The organism is Paenibacillus sp. FSL R7-0302 (assembly GCF_038006885.1).
Classification (GTDB): Bacteria; Bacillota; Bacilli; order Paenibacillales; family Paenibacillaceae; genus Paenibacillus_AQ.
The window spans coordinates 4,327,204-4,347,595 of sequence record NZ_JBBOWB010000001.1 but is presented as its reverse complement, the minus strand read 5'-3'; the positions used below and the strand labels follow the sequence as shown (position 1 = coordinate 4,347,595).

Annotated in this window: 18 protein-coding genes; 15 read left to right on the top strand and 3 right to left on the bottom strand. The window is 51.5% G+C overall.

Annotated elements, in window-relative coordinates; all coding sequences use genetic code 11:
- Positions 1 to 91 precede the first annotated feature (91 nt).
- A complete protein-coding gene (locus MKY96_RS18890; protein ID WP_340942335.1) occupies positions 92 to 697 on the top strand; it encodes a DUF1349 domain-containing protein in 606 nt (201 codons plus the stop codon).
- A gap of 40 nt (positions 698 to 737) precedes the next feature.
- Here MKY96_RS18890 and MKY96_RS18885 read toward each other — a convergent pair whose 3' ends face one another.
- Positions 738 to 1,283: a hypothetical protein gene (locus MKY96_RS18885; protein ID WP_340942333.1), complete on the bottom strand. Its 546-nt coding sequence runs from the start codon at positions 1,281 to 1,283 to the stop codon at positions 738 to 740.
- Between the two features lie 123 nt (positions 1,284 to 1,406).
- Between MKY96_RS18885 and MKY96_RS18880 the strand changes: the two genes are divergently transcribed.
- From MKY96_RS18880 to MKY96_RS18815, 14 genes are all read left to right on the top strand, one after another.
- Complete coding sequence (locus MKY96_RS18880; RefSeq protein ID WP_340942332.1) at positions 1,407 to 2,006, top strand: TetR/AcrR family transcriptional regulator; 600 nt, start codon at positions 1,407 to 1,409, stop codon at positions 2,004 to 2,006.
- Positions 2,007 to 2,113: 107 nt separating this feature from the next.
- Positions 2,114 to 3,052 carry an aldo/keto reductase family protein gene (locus MKY96_RS18875; protein ID WP_340942331.1) on the top strand — a complete coding sequence of 313 codons (939 nt, stop codon included), beginning with the start codon at positions 2,114 to 2,116 and terminating at the stop codon, positions 3,050 to 3,052.
- Between the two features lie 18 nt (positions 3,053 to 3,070).
- Positions 3,071 to 4,093, top strand: coding sequence for an SDR family oxidoreductase (locus MKY96_RS18870; RefSeq protein ID WP_340942330.1), 1,023 nt, complete (start codon positions 3,071 to 3,073; stop codon positions 4,091 to 4,093).
- A gap of 187 nt (positions 4,094 to 4,280) precedes the next feature.
- Positions 4,281 to 5,021, top strand: coding sequence for a MerR family transcriptional regulator (locus MKY96_RS18865; protein ID WP_340942329.1), 741 nt, complete (start codon positions 4,281 to 4,283; stop codon positions 5,019 to 5,021).
- A 3-nt stretch (positions 5,022 to 5,024) separates the two neighbouring features.
- Positions 5,025 to 5,633 (top strand): CPBP family intramembrane glutamic endopeptidase, encoded by a 609-nt coding sequence (locus MKY96_RS18860; RefSeq protein WP_340942327.1) that lies wholly within the window; start codon positions 5,025 to 5,027, stop codon positions 5,631 to 5,633.
- A 96-nt stretch (positions 5,634 to 5,729) separates the two neighbouring features.
- Complete coding sequence (locus MKY96_RS18855) at positions 5,730 to 6,389, top strand: class I SAM-dependent methyltransferase (RefSeq protein WP_340942326.1); 660 nt, start codon at positions 5,730 to 5,732, stop codon at positions 6,387 to 6,389.
- A gap of 80 nt (positions 6,390 to 6,469) precedes the next feature.
- Complete coding sequence (locus MKY96_RS18850; RefSeq protein WP_340942324.1) at positions 6,470 to 6,934, top strand: YfbM family protein; 465 nt, start codon at positions 6,470 to 6,472, stop codon at positions 6,932 to 6,934.
- A 69-nt stretch (positions 6,935 to 7,003) separates the two neighbouring features.
- Positions 7,004 to 8,008: a CapA family protein gene (locus MKY96_RS18845; RefSeq protein ID WP_445671490.1), complete on the top strand. Its 1,005-nt coding sequence runs from the start codon at positions 7,004 to 7,006 to the stop codon at positions 8,006 to 8,008.
- 274 nt (positions 8,009 to 8,282) lie between these two features.
- Positions 8,283 to 10,004, top strand: a complete 1,722-nt coding sequence (locus MKY96_RS18840) for a sensor histidine kinase (protein WP_340942319.1) — start codon at positions 8,283 to 8,285, stop codon at positions 10,002 to 10,004.
- A gap of 37 nt (positions 10,005 to 10,041) precedes the next feature.
- Entirely contained in the window at positions 10,042 to 11,601 is a 1,560-nt protein-coding gene (locus tag MKY96_RS18835; protein ID WP_340942316.1) for a response regulator, read from the top strand.
- 192 nt (positions 11,602 to 11,793) lie between these two features.
- Positions 11,794 to 12,720 (top strand): ABC transporter permease, encoded by a 927-nt coding sequence (locus MKY96_RS18830; RefSeq protein WP_340942315.1) that lies wholly within the window; start codon positions 11,794 to 11,796, stop codon positions 12,718 to 12,720.
- Positions 12,721 to 12,739: 19 nt separating this feature from the next.
- Entirely contained in the window at positions 12,740 to 13,669 is a 930-nt protein-coding gene (locus MKY96_RS18825; protein WP_340942314.1) for a carbohydrate ABC transporter permease, read from the top strand.
- 69 nt (positions 13,670 to 13,738) lie between these two features.
- Positions 13,739 to 15,310, top strand: coding sequence for a DUF3502 domain-containing protein (locus MKY96_RS18820; protein ID WP_445671489.1), 1,572 nt, complete (start codon positions 13,739 to 13,741; stop codon positions 15,308 to 15,310).
- Between the two features lie 109 nt (positions 15,311 to 15,419).
- Positions 15,420 to 17,774: a beta-galactosidase gene (locus MKY96_RS18815; RefSeq protein WP_340942312.1), complete on the top strand. Its 2,355-nt coding sequence runs from the start codon at positions 15,420 to 15,422 to the stop codon at positions 17,772 to 17,774.
- A 694-nt stretch (positions 17,775 to 18,468) separates the two neighbouring features.
- On the opposite strand, the gene MKY96_RS18810 is transcribed toward MKY96_RS18815, so the two are convergent.
- Together MKY96_RS18810 and MKY96_RS18805 are read right to left on the bottom strand one after the other, a co-directional pair.
- Entirely contained in the window at positions 18,469 to 19,305 is an 837-nt protein-coding gene (locus tag MKY96_RS18810; RefSeq protein ID WP_076079033.1) for a carbohydrate ABC transporter permease, read from the bottom strand.
- Complete coding sequence (locus MKY96_RS18805; RefSeq protein WP_340942311.1) at positions 19,305 to 20,195, bottom strand: carbohydrate ABC transporter permease; 891 nt, start codon at positions 20,193 to 20,195, stop codon at positions 19,305 to 19,307. Before MKY96_RS18805 ends, MKY96_RS18810 begins: the two co-directional genes overlap by 1 nt.
- Positions 20,196 to 20,392: the final 197 nt, after the last annotated feature.

Below are 20,392 nucleotides of genomic sequence, written 5' to 3'. Positions count from 1 at the left end.
AACGAATAAATAGTATAAACTAGGTTTTAGCTTAGGATCGAAATATAATAGAAATATATTTTGAATTTCCCAAAAACAGGAGGACTACCAAATGACCAAGACTGATTTCGCAACGTATCAATGGATGAATGAGGGGAACATCCGGTTTGAGGATGACAGTATTATATTACAAGCCACTGCTAACAGTGATTTTTTCTGCAACAACGGGGCGGTTGCTGAAGAAGGGCTGACGCCTGAGAGTCTGACCAATGCGCCGTTCTTCTATACTGAAGTATCCGGGGATTTCGTGCTGCGGGTGAAGGTGAGTCATGACTTCCGGGACACGTACGATTCTTCTTCCATTATGATTATGCAGGATCTTTCGGTCTGGGCGAAGGCTTGCTTCGAGCTGACAGATTTCGATACCCATGCGGTGGTCAGCGTAGTTACGAACCAGACCTCGGATGATGCCAATGGCTGTAACATTGACGGCAATGAGGTATGGCTGCAAGCCGCCAGATCCGGGAATGCCTTTGCTTTTCATTATTCGATTGACGGCGTACGGTTTGACATGATGCGTTTCTTTAACCTTCCGGTGGGAGACACAGTCAAGGTCGGGTTGTTGGCGCAAGCCCCTACCGGCGATGGCGGGGATAGAATATACAAGCATTTCTCACTGGAACAGCGGACGGTGAAAAATATAAGAGCCGGCGTATAAGCCGGCTTTCTTCCGTTGAACCAGCCGCTCCGGCCGCAGCTTAGCTCGAACCTTTGGCCTGTCGGGGCCAGATGAAATAGGTAACAGTGATGATCAGGTCAATGCCGACCACGACGGACCATACGGTCAGGATACTTAACAGCGCCTCCGTGCGGGCGGCATCGTCGATCCACAATATCAATCCATACAGAATACCAGCGGCGAGCACAAAAGAGAGCAAGTGCTTCACCCAGCCCTTGAAATAATGCCTGGCATGGTCCATGCCGTAACGCTTGGCCGGCTTCGTCCCTTCCTTGGTAACATAGTAGCGGAAGCGTTCGTCGGCCCAGGCGATCATGCTTTTACCGAATACAAGAGACACAGAAATATACACAGCCGCAAGCGCATGTGCTGTCGTAGCGGTAGCGCCCCGTGCCAAATCCACGCCGGAGATCATTAACAGCAGGATATCGAGGACCGGAGTCATCGCCAGAAAAATCAGTCCCAGCGTAGGGCGCTTGAAGATATAACGTGCTGTAAAGCCTGCAAGAATGACCACCCAGAACAACACCTCACAGGTAACAATTGCCCATGCAACCAGATTCATATCGCACCCCTTGTTATAGTTGATAGTAAGTATAGTCTAGTCGAAGTATAACAGCGGATTTTAAATAATACAACCGTATTATTTAAATTGTGCTTATCATTTCCGGTATGCTACAATATGGTCATGCCAAAAATTGTAGATCATTCCGAACGAAAATCGAATATTGCCGAAGCCACCTGGCGGGTCATTATCCGGCAGGGAATCAAAGGGGCTACGGTGCGTAATATTGCTGCCGAGGCGGGGGTTTCCTTGGGGGCGCTGCGCCATTATTTCTCTACCCAGCAGGAATTGCTGGAGTTTGCTATGAATCTGGTGAAGGAGCGCGTAACAGCGAGGATTGTGGACATAATGCAGTCGGAGCTTCCTCCACGGGAGCAGATTTTGAAGGTGCTGCTGGAGCTGCTCCCTACAGATGACAGCAGCATGGCTGAGATGGAGGTATGGTTCGCTTTTACCTTCCACCTCAAGACTGCCGGGGAGAAGCCTGCAGAGCTTAATGATGCGATCTATCCGCTGATTGTGCAAATTATTGACTATCTGGATCAGCATGAGCTCTTCAAGCAGGGGCTGGATAAGGACGATGAAGCTGAACGGCTGTATGCTCTGGTTGACGGCCTGGCCCTTCATGCCATGCTTGAGCCTGACCGGATGAATAAACAACGTGTGACCCGGGTGCTGAATGTTCACCTGGACTCTATCAGCACAAGTGGAGTGGAACGGTAGATCCGTCCGCTCCGCTTTCTATTTCTACCAAATTGTTCTAGAATGAATAGGTGCATATAGCAACCGGTTGGCGGGACCCGCCGGATTCGGAAAGGAGCAAGGGATTAATGAAATACCGCAGATTAGGTGGAACCGGACTTAAGGTCAGTGAGATCAGCCTGGGAAGCTGGTTGACCTACGGAGGTTATGTGGAGCAGGACAATGCCGTTAAGGCCATTGAAACCGCTTACTCCCTGGGCATTAATTTTTTTGATACCGCGAATGTCTATGAGAAAGGGGCGGCGGAAAAGGTGCTGGGAGCTACCCTAAGCAGCTATCCGCGCGAATCCTACGTGCTGGCGACCAAGGTGTTCGGGGTAATGGGTGACGGTCCCAATGACCGCGGCCTGTCCCGGAAGCATATTACCGAGCAATGCCATGCCAGCCTGAAGCGGCTGGGTGCTGAATATGTAGATTTGCTCTACTGTCACCGGTATGATCCGGAGACCCCGATTCAAGAGACACTGCGGGCGCTGGATGATCTGGTCCGTCAGGGCAAGGTGCTCTATGTGGGAGTCAGTGAATGGACGGCGGCGCAGATGACCGAAGCTCTTGCGGTTGCCGACCGGTATCTGCTGGATCATATCGTGGTCAATCAGCCGGTCTATAATATGTTTGAACGTTATATCGAGAAGGAGATTATCCCGCTTGGGCAGCGCAAGGGAATCGGACAAGTCGTATTCTCCCCGCTTGCTCAAGGTCTGCTGACCGGCAAATACAGCTCGGTCTCCGATATTCCGGCAGACAGCCGGGCTGCCCGGCTCGACTGGATGCGCAAAGGAATTACGGAGGAGAAGCTTACGAAGGTTCAGGAGCTGGGCAAGATTGCGGCTGAACTGGATATCTCTGTAGGCAATCTGGCGCTGGCCTGGATTCTGCGCCAGCCTAATGTATCCAGTGCCTTGGTCGGTGCGAGCCGCCCGGAGCAGGTGGAGGAGAATGTGAAGGCTTCCGGCATTGAGCTGAATGAGGATATACTGACACGGATTGATGAAATTATCGGTTAAGAGAGAGGGAGGATACAGATGAAGGTTCTATTTATCGGAGGTACGGGGCTTATCAGTCAGGCGGTTTCCCGGCTGGCAGTGGAACGGGGAATAGAACTGTATCTGTTCAATCGTGGAGAGCGCAGCAGCTTCGTGCCGCAGGGCGCACAGGTGATACATGGTGATATCCGTGACAAGGAGCAGGCCGCCGAGGCGTTGAAGGGGTATGACTTCGATGTTGTAGTCGACTGGATTGCCTTCACGCCGGAGCATGTGCAGACGGATATTGACCTGTTCACAGGCAAGACGCGGCAGTATATCTATATCAGCTCGGCTTCCGCTTATCAGAAGCCCCAGCGTAATTATCTGATTACCGAAGAGACTCCGCTGGTGAACCCCTACTGGCAGTATTCCCGGGACAAGATTGCTTCCGAGGACCTGCTTCTGGAAGCGTATCAGAGCAGCGGCTTCCCGGTGACTATTGTCCGTCCATCCCATACTTACGGAGATACAGCTATTCCGGCGGCGCTGACCAGCTGGAGCCATCCATGGTCCCTGGTAGAACGCATCCGCAAGGGACAGCCGCTCGTCATTCATGGCGATGGCACCTCGCTTTGGACATTGACGCATAATACGGATTTTGCCAAAGGCTTCGTTGGTTTGCTGGGGCTCCAGGAGGCGATTGGAGAAGCGGTTCATATTACCTCGGATGAGGTGCTGAACTGGAATCAGATCTATGCGGCCATCGGGGAGGCCGCAGGCCGTGAGCCGAAGGTTGTACACATGTCTACGGATTTCATCGCTGCGAATACTCCGGCGGGAACCGCAGACGGGCTGATCGGGGATCAGGCAGTCAGCAGTGTGTTCGACAACAGCAAGATCAAGCGTCTGGTGCCTGACTTCCAGGCTACCCTGCCGTTTGCGGAAGGGGTGAAGCGGTCGGTGGCCTGGTTCGAAGCCCGGCCGGAACGCTGCACCTCAGACCATGACTGGTCCAAGATGCTGGACGGATTGATTGCTAAGCACGGAGTTGATGCGAAGCTGCTCAGCTATTATGTATAAGTAGACATTATAGATACAAGTCCTATAGATTACGCTGAGCAGGTGCTGTCCGTTAACGGATAGCGCCTGTTTCGCTTGCGGATCAATCAACCCTGAATATTAGGGATTGAGTAGGACGTTACGTCACAGTTTATAATAAAAAACACGGTGCTTATAAATCTGGAGCAGTAATACCTGGGGGGATTATATGGAGCTTACGGTGGGCAAATTCGCCAGCGCAGTCAACACGACGATAAGGACACTAAGATATTATGAGAAAATCGGGCTTCTTGTTCCTGGAAAGAAAAACGACGCTAATCAGAAAGTTTATGCCAGAGATGACCTCAAGAAATTCTATAACATACAGTTGCTCAAGAGTATGGGCTGGCCGCTAATCGAAATCAAACAAATGCTTGAAGAGACCGCATATTCTTTTGGAGAAATCGTTGAAATGCAGGAGGCTGTGCTTCTGGATAAGCGAAATACAATAAACGAATCCTTGAAAATGATAGCCCGCATTAAGAATGTAATGAATGAAACGGGCGATTTGAGCAATGAAGATCTGATGTTGCTCATGAATACGATCCGGTTAGAAGAAGATCAAAGAATGATTTTACAACAATACTTCTCTGCAACCACGGTAGATAAAATCATGCCCAAAAACAAACGGCAACAGCTGGCGTTCGATCGATTAAACAAGAGGTTATTGTCTTTTTTTCAGGCTTCCATTCACAGCGGACTGCGTCCTGATAGTCAAGAGGTACAACGAGAGCTAGAGGAACTGTTTGCCCTTATTCCGGTATCTAGGAACGAGCTTTTTCATTTAGACCGGGCCTTGGACAAACCATCGGAGATTTTGAAGGCTTTGTTGCCTGATGATATGGCTGAATTTTTCGGTGAAGCGATTCAGGTCTTTTATAACAACCAGTTTGAAGGAAGGGGGGAATAGAAATTGGGTGAATTCAATGCCCGGCAGCATAATCAATGGTTGGTCCAAATGGTGTTAGGGTTAGTGCCATTTCTGGTTTTAGGCTTAGCACTCATTGCAATTTTCCGGTGGGGTGAAATAACCCCCTATATCAAGTCCATATTTGTTCCAAGCGGGATGTCTTTTCTTGAAGTTACCTTGCTGGGTCTGATCGTCGGTACAATTGTAGTGCTTATCTCTGTGGGGCTTATCATAAAAACCAAAACGGTGCTTCCGCAGTCGGAAAGTACGGAGCTTATACGTAATATCATGAGAACTCCAAGCGGCATTGCCGTCAGTTCACTGGGGGGAGGAATGGTTGAAGAGTTTTTCTTCAGAGGAGTATTAATCGGATTGTTTATCGGTTATAGTCCTATCCTTGATGGAATTGTGATCTGTATAAGTACTTTTTTATTTTGGGTTATTCATGTCCCGCAGTATAAAGGAGTGTATTTGGCTTACGGATTAGTATTTATCAATGGCCTAGTATTTGCTGTATTGTTCTATTTTACGGATTCATTGATTTCTTCCATCCTCGCCCATGCTATTTATAATCTGGGTATAGGGATCTACTTTACGCAGCTTACCAAATAATCTGTATGTCAGGCTGCTGCGAGGTTATAGCATGAAACCGGGATTCGTGAATATACTCTGACTACCGAAATCCCCACGAGTAAAGGAGTCCTGGCCATGCCGACACATCCTTACGTCTCCCGTTTTTTTGTGAATACCGATGCACGCCGTGACAAGCTGGTTTATGATTTGCCGGAAGCCTGGTGGAGCCGTCCGTATGAATACGAATGGTGTACCCATTTCATCTCACCGCATGATGTGGTACTGGACGCAGCCTGCGGAATTTCACACCCGCTCAAATTCTATCTTGCCGAGCATAGCGCTGAGGTCTATGCCTGTGATAAGGATGCCCGGATTCTGTCGCATGAAGCGATGATGCAGAATATCGCCGAGGATATCGGAGCAGCTGCAGCCCGTCAGGTGGAGGCCGGACCTGTGAACAGGCTGCACTTGGCCCAGGCTGATCTGACCTCACTGCCTTATGAGGATGAGAGCTTTGATACGGTTTTTTGTATCTCGGTGCTGGAGCATCTGTCTGTGCAGGAAGCGGTCCTGGCCGTCCGTGAGTTTCATAGAACGCTTAACGGAGAAGGACTGCTGGTGCTGACCTTTGATCATCCGACGGTCAACCTGCCGCGGATGAATGAGATTCTGCTCCAGGCTGGATTTCAGTATTGGGGCGAGACGGATTTCAATCTTCCGGCAGATGCCGTGCGTACAGACCAGTGGGGCGGCCTGAGCTGCTTCCGGGCAGTGCTGAAGAAGGCGCAAATCTAGCAAAATTCATCCATCATTTGGTTGTTTCCTTCCCTTGTAGTAGAATAGCTTCAAGGCAGAAGAAAGAAGGAGACAATCTCATGGGGATGATCGGCAATTACCTGGCTGTACATGCTGAATTGCTTCAGTCGATCCGGACGGAAGAAGTGAGCCTGCACGAAATCGGGCCCAAGCTGGATATCGATAAGTCCTGGCAAGCCCTGCATTATATACTGAATGGCGGACAGGAAGGCAATTCTTCGCCCCTGGGCGCTGCTGTCCCTCTGACCAGTCATTATATCGGTCACTATTCAGATGCCGAGGTGTTCGCCCTGGAACCGGATGAGGTGAAGCTGACTGCAGAGGCTCTGGAGGGAATAGAAGAAGCCTGGCTAAGGGAACACTACCCTTTCCGGCAGATGATGGAGGAAGGAGTCTACCCCCTTATGGAGGAGGATGAGGCGGAAGAATTCTTTGATTATATCTATACGTATTTCAAGGCCATCCGGGAGTTCTACCAGCAGGCAAGCGCGAGTGCATCCTGCGTTGTGTTCTATATTTCCTAGTCACAGTCATTATTATATTACATTAGAAAAAGGAGCTAGAGAACTTTGCGCAGATATGCTGTTATATTCATGATTCTTCTGCTGCTGGTCCCTGCCGCGGGGATAAGCGCCAAGGGGGCTGCTACGCAGGAGGAGATCCGCCTTACGTTTGCCGGGGATATTCTGCTGGACGGCTTTGTCGGCGATCAGATTGCCAAGTATGGCGTAGATTTCCCGTTCGCCAAGGTGGCGCCTGTGCTGCAGAAGGCCGATCTTGCTTTTGCCAATCTGGAGACTCCGGTCTCGGTGCGCGGGGCAGCGGCCAGCAAGATGTTCGCCTTCCGTTCCAAGCCGGCGGCACTCGCGGGATTAAGCAAAGCGGGGATTGACGGTGTCACCATAGCTAATAACCATATTCTGGATTACGGCCGGACCGCGATGCTGGACACGCTGATTCATCTGGATAAGAACAATATTGGACACACCGGTGCAGGTGCCAATATGGATGAAGCCTTCAAACCTTATGTCAAGACCGTCAAGGGCAAGCGGATCGCCGTTCTGGGTACAAGCCGTGTGCTGTCTGACCCTTCCTGGTATGCAGGCAAGAACAGCCCGGGAGCTGCCTCAGCCTATACGGCAGAGCCGCTGCTGAGTGCGATTAAGAAGTCTGCCAAGGATAATGATTATACGGTTGTATATATTCACTGGAATCAGGAATTCAAGGATTACCCGGAAGCGTATGCCCGGAAGCTGGCCAAGCAGATGATCGACAGCGGGGCGGATATCATCCTTGGCGCGCATAGTCATTGTCTGATGAGTATTGAATATTACAAGCATAAGCCGATCTATTATTCATTGGGCAACTTTGTGTTCAACCGTTCTACACGGGGCGGAGACAAGACCCTGCATTCCATGCTGGTTAATTTCACCATTAACCCGTCAGGGGTGACCAGCAGCATTACTCCGGTCAAAATCATTGGCGGCCAGCCGAATTTCATGGGGGATGCCTACAATAAAGAGACCATCAAGAAGCTGAACCAGCTCTCCTTCAATGCGAAGATTGCAGCGAGCGGGGCAGTCAGTGAGAAGCTGTGAAATAAGCCGCGTAACAGTTCTTATCAATGAATCTGTATGATCGATCTCTTACAGCCCGGGGAGCCGCTTCCTAATCCTCCTTGGGCTGTTTTGCGTTATCCCGGTATTCTTCATTTTGTGCTATTCATTCTTAGCATTGTGCTAACAGCGCGGAGTGAATCTGCTCTACAATATGAATATTAGTTCTGCCAAGGGGGATGACGCAGAAGTGGTGCTGCGGTCCGTTTCGGAATAGAATAGCTATAACGAATTCCATGCAGAGGATGTCCAGTGAATGATGCCCAAGCTTAAGAAGTACATGCCTTTCACCTATAAAATGATGATTCCTTATCTGCTGCTGGTTCTCCTCACGGATGTGTTCATCGGCTATATCTCCTATTCCATGCTGACGGATTCCAGGACAGAGATGGCCGAGTCCAACATCCGCACAGGCATGGAGCAGTCGAGGAACAATATCCGCTATCAGATGGATGAAATACAGCGGATGTCGGACAACCTGTTCGGCAGCCAGCCGTTCCAGCGTGCGCTTGAGCTGAAGGGGACGCCGTTTGAGATCTATCTGACGATGCTTGACGAGATTATCCCCCAGATTACCGCGCCGCTGCAGCTGTTCGGGAACAAGATCCGCTTCATGCTCTACACCCCGAACCCAGATCTGAACATTGTGTCCGGGGATAATCTGGATGAGCCGATCATTACCAGCGATTACTATATACTGCCACTGGATGATATTGCCGGCAGTGAATGGTACCGGTCGCTCAAGGATTCCAAGCGTGATAATCTGTGGCTGCAGATTGATACGGACCAGAAGCTGGGCAACCTCTCACATGTGCGCAGACTCGTCAACTTCAGTGATTACAAGTCGCTGATCGGTTATGTGCGGATTACGGTATCGCTGGAGGACCTGTTCGGCGGCTTCGACACCTTCCCGCTGGAGGAAGGAATTACGCTGCGGCTGGTGGAGGAGACCACCGGGGACGTTCTGTTCCAGCGGGGGCCTGCCAATAACAGCAGCGGAGAGGAGAATTTCCTCAGGCTGCAGGAACAGATTCCGGGCAGTAACTTCATGATTGAAGCAATGGTTCCGCATAAATATCTGACCCAGGATGCCGGACGCCTGCGCCGTGTGATTATCGCGGTCTGCAGTCTGAGCTTCCTGGTGATGACCTTGATCGGTTATGTTGTGGCACGGATATCGGGACGCAAAATGAGCCGGATCGTAGGTCTGGTGCGTTCCTTCCAGGACGGGAACTTCCAGAAGCGCATCCGCTTCTCCGGCAATGATGAATTCGTGCAGATCGCAGATTCCTTCAATGATATGGCCTCCAACATCCAGGGGCTGATCAACAGCGTGTATGTGCAGGGAATCCAGAAGAAGCAGGCGGAGCTGGAAGCCCTGCAGGCACAGATCAATCCGCATTTTCTATATAATACGCTCTCTACGATCAGCAGCTTGGCCAATCTTGGCGAGATCGGCAAGGTCACGGAGATGGTCCAGGGGCTGTCCCGGTTCTACCGGCTGACGCTCAATCAGGGCAATGTCTATATTGAACTGGAGAAGGAGCTGGACCAGGTGGCTACTTACTTGGAGATCCAGCGGGTCAAATATGCGGATGCCTTCACGCTGCACGTGGATGTGGACGAGGAGATTTTGCACATGCAGGTGATTAAGCTGCTGCTTCAGCCTTTTGTCGAGAATATATTCAAGCACGCCTGGTTCGGTGAGACCATCGCCATCCGGCTGACCGGCAAGCGGGTGGGGGACAATATTGAGCTCAAGGTAATTGATAACGGGATTGGCATGCGTCCTGAAGTGGTTAAGCGTATGATGCAGGGGCCGAGCCAGTCGGGCGGTTACGGTGTGAAAAATGTGGATGAGCGGATCAAGCTCAGATACGGCGATGCTTACGGGGTGAGCATTGCCAGCTTCTACGGAGGCGGGACAACCGTGCGGCTGCTGCTTCCCGCCGGGCTTCAGGGACATGAAGAGCTGTAAGACAGACGCTGTATAAGTACAGGAGGACAAGATTGCGATGAGTATCAATGTATTGCTGGTTGACGATGAAGCGATTGATCTGGAATGGCTGCGGCGCAGAGTGCTGGCCAGCCCGCTGGATCTTGCAGTGGTAGGAACGGCGAACAGCGGCTTCAATGCGCTTAAGATCATGGAACAGGAGCGGGTGGATATCATCCTGTCCGATATACGGATGCCCATTATGACGGGGACGGAATTCGCGCGCCGGGCGAAGGTAATCCATCCAAAGGTCAAAATTGTCTTCATCAGCGGCCATGAGGATTTCAGCTATGCCAAGGAAGCGATTGAGATCAATGCCTCCGGTTATTTATTGAAGCCTGTGGAAGACAAGGATCTCTACGACATGCTGGAATCTCTGTCTGCTGCTCTGGAGCAGGAACGGGAGAAGAACCGCTCCTTCACAGAGGCACTGTCTCTGGTGAACAAGGAGCTGATTCTGCGCTGGTTCGAGGATGCATCGCCTGAGCCGGCGGAGCAGCATCTGCGCAGTGCCCTGAATCCGCTGCTCATGAAGGGGGCGGCTGCAGCAATTATTGAGATCGATGATCTGGAATGGAAAATGCGCGACCTGTCTGAGGAGGATGCGCGGGTCAAGACGCGGCAGATGGCAGGACTGATTAGAGCATTCGTAGAGAGCACCCAGCTGGGAACACTGATCCCCGTCCATCATCACCGGTTCGTCATTCTGTGCAGCCTTCCGCAGGACAGCTTCCTCAGTCTGCTGGATGAGCTGATTAAGCAGATGGCCGGGAGCTCACCCTGCACCTTAACCATCGGGGTCGGGCGCTACGCCCAGGATGAGGCGGGGCTGCATGAATCCTATCAGCAGGCAACGGCTGCACTCAGTGCGAAGTGGCTGCTGGGCAAGAACCGGCTGATCCGCGATAATCTGGAGTCCTCCCCGCGCGGGACGCCGGGGGCAAGGATTGAACAGACCGTTGTGCAGCTGCTGGAGGCTATCATCCAGTACGATCTGGTGGCGATTGACGATCATCTGCTGGAGCTGTTCACGAATGCCGGCAAGAAGGATGTCTATGAGCTGATTATCCGGATCACCTCCAAGTTGCATGCGGACCTGCAGCAGCAGAATGAGAATCTGTATGAGCTGCTCCAGTGGGAGTCCCATCAGCCGGACATCCTGTTCCAGTTCGAGACAATTCACGATATCCTGTCGTGGATGAGGCGGAGATTCTTCGAGCTGTCGGAGCTGCTGTATGTGAAGCGGCAGCGGCAGAAGCGCAAGCTGATCGACGAGATTATGAATTATGTGGAGGAGAATCTGGAGAAGAAGATCACGCTGAAGGAGGTGGCTGCCCACTTCGACTTCACTCCGAATTATCTGGGCTTCCTGTTCAAGGAAGAGTATGGGGTTCCCTTCAGCGAGTATGTTAACGAACGCAAGACAGGCAGAGTGTTCGAGCTGCTCGGTGATCCAACGCTTAAGATCTATGAGATAGCCGAACGGATGGGCTATAAGAATATTATCTATTTCAACCGGCAGTTCAAGCAGATCACCGGCATGACGCCGGGGGAATACCGCAAGAAGCAGAAAATCTAAGTTGATGATTACCAAACGTTGCCAGTCCTGATTTCCAAATCAGAGGCAACGTTTTTTGTTTTTTTGGAAAGTATATATTTAAACGGATCGTTGAAAAAGTATTACTTTTAGTTGATAGCCCTAATCCACACCGGAAGGACGCTTATTTATAATAAGGCTATAGAGAAATGGGAATGGGAAAGGGGATTCAAGATGAAACAGAAACAACATGGATTCTGGGATGACGTCAAGAAATACAGATCCTTGCTTCTTATGCTGACACCGGCAGTATTGTTCTTTCTGCTATTTGCTTATCTGCCCATGTCGGGCATAGTGCTGGCATTCAAGCAATTTGATTATACGGGCGGGGTATTCGGCAGTCCGTGGAACGGGCTGGATAACTTCAAATTCTTCATAGATTCCGGTGACGCCTGGCGCGTAACCCGAAATACAGCGCTATATAATATCGCATTCATCGTTGTGAACAACGTCCTTCAGATCTTCGCAGCGATCCTGCTGTTCGAGGTAGCGGGCAAATGGTTCCGCAAGCTGACCCAAACGGTATTGTTCCTGCCTTATTTCATCTCCTGGGTTGTTGTGGGCGCGATTGCGTACAATCTGTTCAACTTCGATGTAGGTACGGTCAATGTGCTGCTGAAGGGACTGGGGATGCAGCCAATCGATATTTATAATACGGCAGCCTACTGGCCGTTCATTCTGGTCGTCGTATCTGCGTGGAAGACACTGGGTTACGGAACGATCATGTATCTGGCCGCGATTACCAGCATTGACACCGAGATGTATGAAGCCGCTGAAATTGACGGCGCGAATATTTTCCAGCGTATTATGAAAATTACGGTTCCGAACCTGATGCCGACCGTCATCATTCTGGTGCTGCTGGCGATCGGTAATATCTTCCGCGGAGACTTCGGGATGTTCTACAATATGGTCGGCAACAACGGCCTGCTGTTCTCATCCACAGACGTAATCGACACCTTCGTCTTCCGCTCACTGACCACATCCAATGAAATCGGAATGTCTGCGGCAGCCGGCTTCTACCAATCTCTGCTCGGCTTCGCAACTATCATGCTGGCCAACTATGCAGTACGCCGATACGACAAGGATCGCGCTCTATTCTAGGACAAGGAGGTAATGCCCGATGAGTTCAACCACTGCTAATATTCAATCACCGGAAGTACGCAGAAAGTCTGCAGGCCGGGACAAAATGGTACTATCCATCATCGGATACGTAACCCTAACGGTACTGGCTATCTTCTGTATCTTCCCGTTCATTCTGGTGATCTCTTCCTCTCTGAGTGAAGAGAGCGCGATTATCGAGAAAGGGTTCCAGATCTTCCCGACCGCCTTCTCGACAGAGGCGTACAGCCTGCTGTTCAAGTATCCGGCTGAGATGCTCAGAGCGTATGGCGTGACGATCTCCGTTACAGCCATCGGTACTATTGTCGGATTGTTCCTGACGTCAATGACAGCCTACGTGCTGTCCCGGAGAGATTTCAAATGGCGCAGCCGCTTCTCCTTCTTCTTCTTCTTCACTACATTGTTCAGCGGCGGTCTGGTTCCATGGTATCTGATGATCATCAACTATCTGCATCTGAAGGATACGCTTCTGGTACTGATTCTGCCGATGATGATGAACGTCTTCTATATTATTGTCATGAAGTCCTTCATGAGCAGCATCCCGGATGCGATTACAGAATCCGCCAAAATTGACGGAGCCGGCGATTTCCGGATCTTCATGCAGCTGATTGTGCCGTTGTCCAAGCCCGCCCTGGCGACCATTGGTCTATTCATTGCCTTGGCCTACTGGAATGACTGGTATAATGCATTGCTCTTCATCTCCAAGTCGGAGCTGATGCCGCTGCAGTATTATCTCTACAAAATGTTAGGCAATATGGATGGAATGCGTAAGGCGATGATGGCTTCCGGTGCGGTGGTCAACACGGACCTGCCAACCGAAAGTCTGAAGATGGCCATGACGATTGTGGCTACAGGGCCGATCCTGCTGGCGTATCCGTTCATCCAGAAGTATTTTGTAACAGGACTTACGATTGGCGCAGTTAAAGGATGATTACAGGGTAACCTGGTTATCAATAAAAGACTTAAGCAACTATTACTTAAGGGGGAAATATCGGTCATGATGAACAAGAAAAAGAAACTGACAGTAACGCTTGCAACAATGATGGCGCTTGGAACGGTCCTCAGTGCCTGCGGCGGCAATAATAACGCTAACACAGGAGCGGAGGCCACTAAGGCTCCGGCGGCATCGGAAGGCGCAACAAATTCTGGCGCTCCGGACACCTCCAAAGAAGTGAAGCTCAAAATGATCCTGGTTGGAGCACAGCCTGGAGATTATGACAAGGTCTTCGGTGAGCTGAACACCAAGCTCAAGGAGAAAATCAATGCTACCGTAGAAACCGAATTCCTCGACTGGTCTGACTGGACGCAGAAGTACCCGCTGAAATTCGCTGCGAATGAAGACTTCGACCTCGTATATACTGCGAACTGGGCCTTCTATAACGATCAGGCGCTGAAAGGCGGATTCCTGGAGCTGACTGAGGATATGCTGACCAAGTATATGCCGCAGACCTGGGAAGCTATGCCGAAAGTGAACTGGGATCAGGCCAAGGTGGACGGCAAGCTCTTCATGGTTCCAAACAACAATGTTGAAGTAACCGACAAAGTGGTGCTGTACCGTGAGGATCTGCGCAAAAAGCATAACCTGCCGGAAATCAACAGTCCGGAATCGTACGCGACTTACCTGAAGGCGATTGCCAAGGACGAAAAAGGGATTACTGCCTATGGAGCCAAGCCGGCAGACGGCTGGAAATTCCATGAGCTGGATCAGACGCTGCTGGAGCAGAACAACAACTTCAATCTGGTAGATGCAAGTCTGCTGCCGCTGGCGTACAAGCTGGATGATGCATCCGGTAAAGTCTTCAATATCTATGACACACCGGAATTCACTTCCCTGCTTCAATATTACAAAGACCTGGCCGATAACGGTGCGTGGTCGAAGAACGTAGTCAGCAACAAAAACGATGTATGGCAGGATGTGAAAGCAGGCAAGGTATCCTCCTATGCACACAATCTGGGTACTGTAGCTGCTAACCTGGCTGAAATGCGCCGTGACAAACCGGATGTGGAGCTGGGCATTGCCGACCTTACGCCGGACAAGAAGAAAATTGCTGCGATCTCGACTCAGAACGGGATGTCGGTTCATGCAACCTCCAAGAATCCTGAGCGCGCACTGATGCTGCTCGATCTGCTGCAGAATGACAAGGAAATTCACGACTTGACTATGTACGGCATCGCCGGAAGCAACTACAATCCGGAAGGTGACAAGAAGTTCACCGCAGGTCCTGCTGCCGCTAACTACACGGGCTTCTCGAACTGGGGCTGGAACTCCCCGCTGAACCGTCAGGATGCAGCGTATCCTAAGGAAGCGGACGATATGTTCAACACTTGGCAGTCCAGCATCTATCACTTCCCGCTGGAAACCTTCGTCTTCGACACTACGCCAGTGAAGAACGAAGTGGCTAACATCGGTAACGTGATGCTGCGTTATGCGATTCCGCTGGAGTATGGACTGATTGATGATCTGGCGAAAGGCCAGGCAGACCTGATCAAGCAGCTGAAATCAGCTGGTCTGGATAAGGTGCAGACTGAAATGCAGAAACAAATCGATGCTTTCCTTGCAGCGCAGAAATAACAGAATAAGCTTACGGGCTGCTCCAAAGCAATAGCTTTGGGGCAGTTTTTGTGAAATTATAGGTATAGGTTATATACGGATCATACATTATGGCAAAGGAGCAATTTCAATGAAATATACGATTCAGGCCCTAAGGGCCGCCAAAGAGATCTACCCGTCCACCCTGCGTCTGGGCGGGAGCAATCCCCAAGGGGATGAGATCCGCTTCACGAATTATTATATGGAGCTGAACGGCAAGCCTTATTTCGCCATCTGCGGGGAATTCCATTATTCACGGTATCCCGAAGCGGATTGGGGGAGTGAAATCGCCAAGATGAAGCTGTCCGGCATCAATGTGGTGGCGACCTATATCTTCTGGAATCATCATGAAGAGGTGGAAGGAGCGTTCGAATGGGCAGGCAACCGCAATCTCCGGAGATTCGTGGAGCTGTGCCGGGATAATGGACTATACGTCATCCTGCGTGTGGGTCCGTTCTGTCATGGCGAGGTCCGTAACGGCGGACTGCCGGACTGGCTGTTCGGCCGGGAATTCGATGTGCGCTCCAATGACGAGGGCTACCTGAAGTATGTGAACCGCCTGTTCAAGGAGATCGGCAATCAGGCCGATGGGCTGATGTTCAAGGATGGCGGACCGGTGATCGGAATTCAGCTGGAGAATGAGCTGAATGCTGCGGCCGCTCTCTGGGAAGAGACCGCCAAGCAGGGTGACGAATATCTCAGCGGCGGAGCGAGCGGTGAAGCGGGTTCTGAGCATATGCGTCTGCTTAAGGAGTATGCGGTGGATTCCGGTCTGATCGCTCCGATCTATACCAGCACCGGCTGGGGCGAGGCGCCGTTCCTGGAGGATGAGGTGCTTCCGCTCTACGGAGGGTATGCCTATACTCCGTGGAGCATCAGTGACCCGAATCAGGTCCAGAAGCCGACGCCGGAATACGTATTCGTGAACTTCCATGATGACAAGGCGCCGGGCGGCGAATTCGATCCGCCGTATGCGCGGACGAAATACCCGTTCGCCTGCTGTGAGATGGGCGGCGGGATGCAGACCTGGTATCTGTCCCGGTTCCAGGTGGAGCCGGAAAGTGTCATCGCCATGACCTTAATGAAGCTTGCCGGAGGCTGCAACTTCATCGGGTATTATATGTTCCATGGCGGAACCAATCCGGTGGGAAGAACGGGATACCTGAATGAAAGCACTACGCCGAAGCTGACCTATGACTTCCAGGCGCCGATTGGTGAATTCGGCCAGATCCGTGAGTCGAATCACCTGCTTCGTCCGCTTCATTATTTCCTGCGCCGGTTCGCAGACCGGCTTGCACCGATGGCAACTGTGCTTCCTGAAGGGGCAGAAGCAGTTACGCCGGAGGATGCGCACACACTGCGTTATGCAGTCCGCACGGACGGCAAGGCTGGCTTCCTGTTCGTCAATAATTATCAGGACCATGTGGAGATGGATACGCACGAGGAGGTTGTGTTTGCGGTAGAACTGGGAGAGGAGACGCTTCGCTTCCCGCAGCGCAGCAAGCTGACGGTTCAGCCCAAGGCTTCCTTCCTGCTGCCGTTCAACTTCGCGCTGGATGGTCTTAATCTTAAGGCAGCTACGGCCCAGCCTGTTACTGTTATTGAAACGGAGGAAGCAGCCACCTACTTCTTCTCTATGCCAGAGGGCGTCGACGCTGAGTTCCAGATTGACGCAGCTGCCGGTATTCTGGAGGTGAGCGCGGAGACCGGAGACGTAGCAGAGAATGGCGGCTATAATGTGCTGATTCCGCATCACCAATCTTCTATGATTGTGATCCGGCGGGAGGGAGCCAGAGAAGTCCGTATCTATGCCATGAGTGCACGTGAAGCCGCGACTCTGTGGGAGCTTGAGGAGAACGGCTGCAGCCGCATCATCTTCTCACCAGCTCCTCCGGTTCAGACCGCAACCGGAATTGAATTCATCAGCCAGGGACATCATGCATTAACATTCCGTGAATACACAGGCGGAGCAGAGACGGCAACGCAGTGGAATACGGCACAGGCTGATGCTACGGTCAGCGGACGACAGGATGGCTGGTTCCAGGCTTATGAGGTACAGGTACCGCAGGAGGAAATCACGGTTACGATGCGCCGGATTCAGGACCACAAGGTTGTCCTCCAGTTACCTGAGGAAATCCTGGAGAGCACGGAAGAAGTCCTGCTGAGCATTGATTATACAGGGAATGTGGGCTATGCCTTCGCTGCCGGGAAGCTGTTCCACGACCATTTCTATAACGGCTTGCCGTGGGAAATCGGCCTATCCCGGTTCCGGGAGGTACTGCGCCGGGGCGAGATCGTTCTGGAAACGACACCTCGCCGGACAGGTGCTGTTAAGCTGGCCGACGATGCCGCCATGGCTGTGGAGAAGGTATTCGAGGGCGAAGCCGTTGCCGTGTTCCATAGTGTGACCGCTACGCCGGTGTACCGGATCGGGCTTAGACGGTAAAGAAGTAACTAAGTAACTTCATCGTCCCATGGACCCTCTGCTCCCGTGGCCCATCGCCCCGTGGACATCGCCCCATTGCTTTCGCAGGGAGGCTGGAGTGGTGCTTCACGGTTTTATGCGGACAGGGAGGCCCTTATTAGTCCTGAAAAGGCTGGATTCGCCGAACTTGCGGACTCAGAAGACCTTAAGCTGCTTATTTGCAGTCATTGCAGGCCCGAAATTGCAAAATAAGTGCTTCTGAGTCCGCAGGCGCGAAAAACAGGGCAATATCAGCGAAATAAGGTCATCTGAGTCCGCATCTCCTGGGGGAATCCGGGATGGCTGGCAGGTGGTGCATAGATTTTGCTAATTCAGAAGTGACTGCGAACGTCTAATTTTTAAGTTGGTTGGAAATTTTTTTGAATTTGGTTGTGAACTACTTATTGTTTTATAAAACGATTCAAGGGTGAAGGAACGGAGGGGATTTTGGAACTGGAGGAGCGGCAGCGTCCGCCTTTAGGTTTGGATTTCTACTGCGGCCAGCAGTTTGAATCGGGAAATCCAAACCTAACAGCGGTCGGAAGTCCAAAATCACCGCAGTGACGATTAGACCCGCAATCAAAACAGAAACAGGCACGGCCCAAGCAAATTTGCTCAGGCCGTGCCTTTCTTTATTTCCAGCTGGTAAAAGAGAAGGGAGAGGCGAAGGTTAGCATCACCCCTTAACCGCCCCTGCGACAACGCCCTTCACAATGTATTTCTGCAGGAAGATGAATACCACGATCGATGGAAGCACTGCCATTACCATAGCGGTCATGGCATACTGCCAGTCCGAGGTATACTGGCCCACGAAGGTGTAAGCGGCCAGCGTTAACGTCTTCGTCTCCGGCGAACCATTGACCATCAATAGCGGGAGCAGGAAGTCATTCCAGATCCACATGACATCGATGATGACAATGGTCGTGGTGACCGATTTCAGCAGCGGGAAGATCACGCTGAAGAACAGGCGGAAGCCGGAAGCGCCGTCAATCGTCGCACTCTCGTCAATCTCTGTCGGGATACCCTTCACGAAGCCGTGATAGATGAACACCGCCAGCGGAGCGCCGAAGCCCCAATACAGCAGACCCAGTCCCCAGGTGCTCTCCGACAGGTTGAGGTTCTTGGCGGTCTGGAGGACCGTGAGCATGATCGACTGGAACGGGATCAGCATCGGCATAATGCACAGGAAGTACAGGACACCGCTCCATCTGGTCTTGGTCCGGGCCAGCTTATAGGCGGCGATGGAGGAGATGAATACGATACCGAGCAGGCCTACACCAGTAATGATGAAGTTGTTCAGGAACAGACGCGGATAGTTAATGAACTCCCAGACATAGGCGTAGTTGCTGAAGGTCAGCTTCTGCGGGAGGGCGATGACATCGGTCATGACCTCGCCGAAGCTTTTGAGCGAATTGATGATGGTTAGAAACAGCGGATACAGGAATAGCAGAGACAAGAGGACCAGAATAACCTCCAGGATGATCTTGCCTGCCTTGTTGTGTTTGGTTGTCATTAGGCCTCTACCTCTCTCCGTTTGAAGACGGTCAGCTGGATGATCGTCACGACAAGCACAGCCAGGAACAGGATAAGCGCTTTCGCCGTGCCGTAGCCGTACAGATTGTTCTGGAACGTATCCCTGTAGATATCATAAGCAATACTGTAAGTAGTTCCGCCGGGACCGCCGCCGGTTAGCGACAGGATGACGTCGAACACCTTGATTGAATTGGTGAGCGCCATGAACACAGAGATCGTGATCGATGGGGCAAGCAGCGGCAGCGTAATGCTGAAGAATCGTCTCATCGGTCCGGCACCGTCAACCGTGGCAGCTTCCTTGAGATCTTCAGGTACGGATTGCAGACCAGCGATGTAGATGACCAGATAGAACCCGATCGACTGCCAGATGGATACACCCAGGATGGAGATGAAGGCCAGTCCCGGTGTCCCGAGCCAGCTTAAGTCGAAGATCGCCCAGCCGGTGCTCTCGCCCAGCGAGTTGAAGCCCTGCATGAAGATGAACTTCCAGATGAAGCCGACAATGACCAGACTGAGGATATAAGGGATGAAGAAGGCCGCTCTCAGCCAGGAGGTGCTTCTCAGCTTCATGTCCAGCAGCACGGCCAGCAGAATCGCCAGCACATTGACTATGACAATGTAGAGTACTGCATATTTAATCGTGAACCAGGCGGCATCGGAGAAGTTGGTATCGCCCGAGAAGATCTGCTTGAAATTATCCAGTCCGACGAACTTGGGGTGCTTGGAGATCCCGTTCCACTTGGTCATCGAATAGCGGATGGTCATGGCGAAGGGGATATAGAAGGCAACAGCGATACAGATCAGAACCGGGAGAGTAAAGATTCCGAATTCGAATTTCTCACGCCACTGTTTTCCGAGTGTTTTTAACATGGATGCACCTCTTCTTGAGTTATAGGGTGGGAGTATTAGGCCTGGCTTGCCACACTTAACCATTCCGGTTAGTCTATATTGTGTATTATAGAGCAGACCCGGATCGTCAAAAATGGATTTAAGAGTACAGTTAAGGGTAAAAAGGTGAACGGACTGCGGAGGCCGGAAAAGTCCCCAAACCGGCAGCGGGGAGAGCG

Excerpts from the sequence above, each read along its gene's own strand:
- MKY96_RS18855 (WP_340942326.1), top strand. The coding sequence starts at position 5,730 with ATGCCGACACATCCTTACGTCTCCCGTTTTTTTGTGAATACCGATGCA.
- MKY96_RS18845 (WP_445671490.1), top strand. The coding sequence starts at position 7,004 with ATGATTCTTCTGCTGCTGGTCCCTGCCGCGGGGATAAGCGCCAAGGGG.
- MKY96_RS18840 (WP_340942319.1), top strand. The coding sequence starts at position 8,283 with ATGATGCCCAAGCTTAAGAAGTACATGCCTTTCACCTATAAAATGATG.
- MKY96_RS18875 (WP_340942331.1), top strand. The coding sequence starts at position 2,114 with ATGAAATACCGCAGATTAGGTGGAACCGGACTTAAGGTCAGTGAGATC.
- MKY96_RS18810 (WP_076079033.1), bottom strand. The coding sequence starts at position 19,305 with ATGACAACCAAACACAACAAGGCAGGCAAGATCATCCTGGAGGTTATT.
- MKY96_RS18865 (WP_340942329.1), top strand. The coding sequence starts at position 4,281 with ATGGAGCTTACGGTGGGCAAATTCGCCAGCGCAGTCAACACGACGATA.
- MKY96_RS18820 (WP_445671489.1), top strand. The coding sequence starts at position 13,739 with ATGAACAAGAAAAAGAAACTGACAGTAACGCTTGCAACAATGATGGCG.
- MKY96_RS18830 (WP_340942315.1), top strand. The coding sequence starts at position 11,794 with ATGAAACAGAAACAACATGGATTCTGGGATGACGTCAAGAAATACAGA.
- MKY96_RS18825 (WP_340942314.1), top strand. The coding sequence starts at position 12,740 with ATGAGTTCAACCACTGCTAATATTCAATCACCGGAAGTACGCAGAAAG.
- MKY96_RS18890 (WP_340942335.1), top strand. The coding sequence starts at position 92 with ATGACCAAGACTGATTTCGCAACGTATCAATGGATGAATGAGGGGAAC.
- MKY96_RS18885 (WP_340942333.1), bottom strand. The coding sequence starts at position 1,283 with ATGAATCTGGTTGCATGGGCAATTGTTACCTGTGAGGTGTTGTTCTGG.
- MKY96_RS18805 (WP_340942311.1), bottom strand. The coding sequence starts at position 20,195 with ATGTTAAAAACACTCGGAAAACAGTGGCGTGAGAAATTCGAATTCGGA.
- MKY96_RS18870 (WP_340942330.1), top strand. The coding sequence starts at position 3,071 with ATGAAGGTTCTATTTATCGGAGGTACGGGGCTTATCAGTCAGGCGGTT.
- MKY96_RS18880 (WP_340942332.1), top strand. The coding sequence starts at position 1,407 with ATGCCAAAAATTGTAGATCATTCCGAACGAAAATCGAATATTGCCGAA.
- MKY96_RS18815 (WP_340942312.1), top strand. The coding sequence starts at position 15,420 with ATGAAATATACGATTCAGGCCCTAAGGGCCGCCAAAGAGATCTACCCG.
- MKY96_RS18835 (WP_340942316.1), top strand. The coding sequence starts at position 10,042 with ATGAGTATCAATGTATTGCTGGTTGACGATGAAGCGATTGATCTGGAA.
- MKY96_RS18850 (WP_340942324.1), top strand. The coding sequence starts at position 6,470 with ATGGGGATGATCGGCAATTACCTGGCTGTACATGCTGAATTGCTTCAG.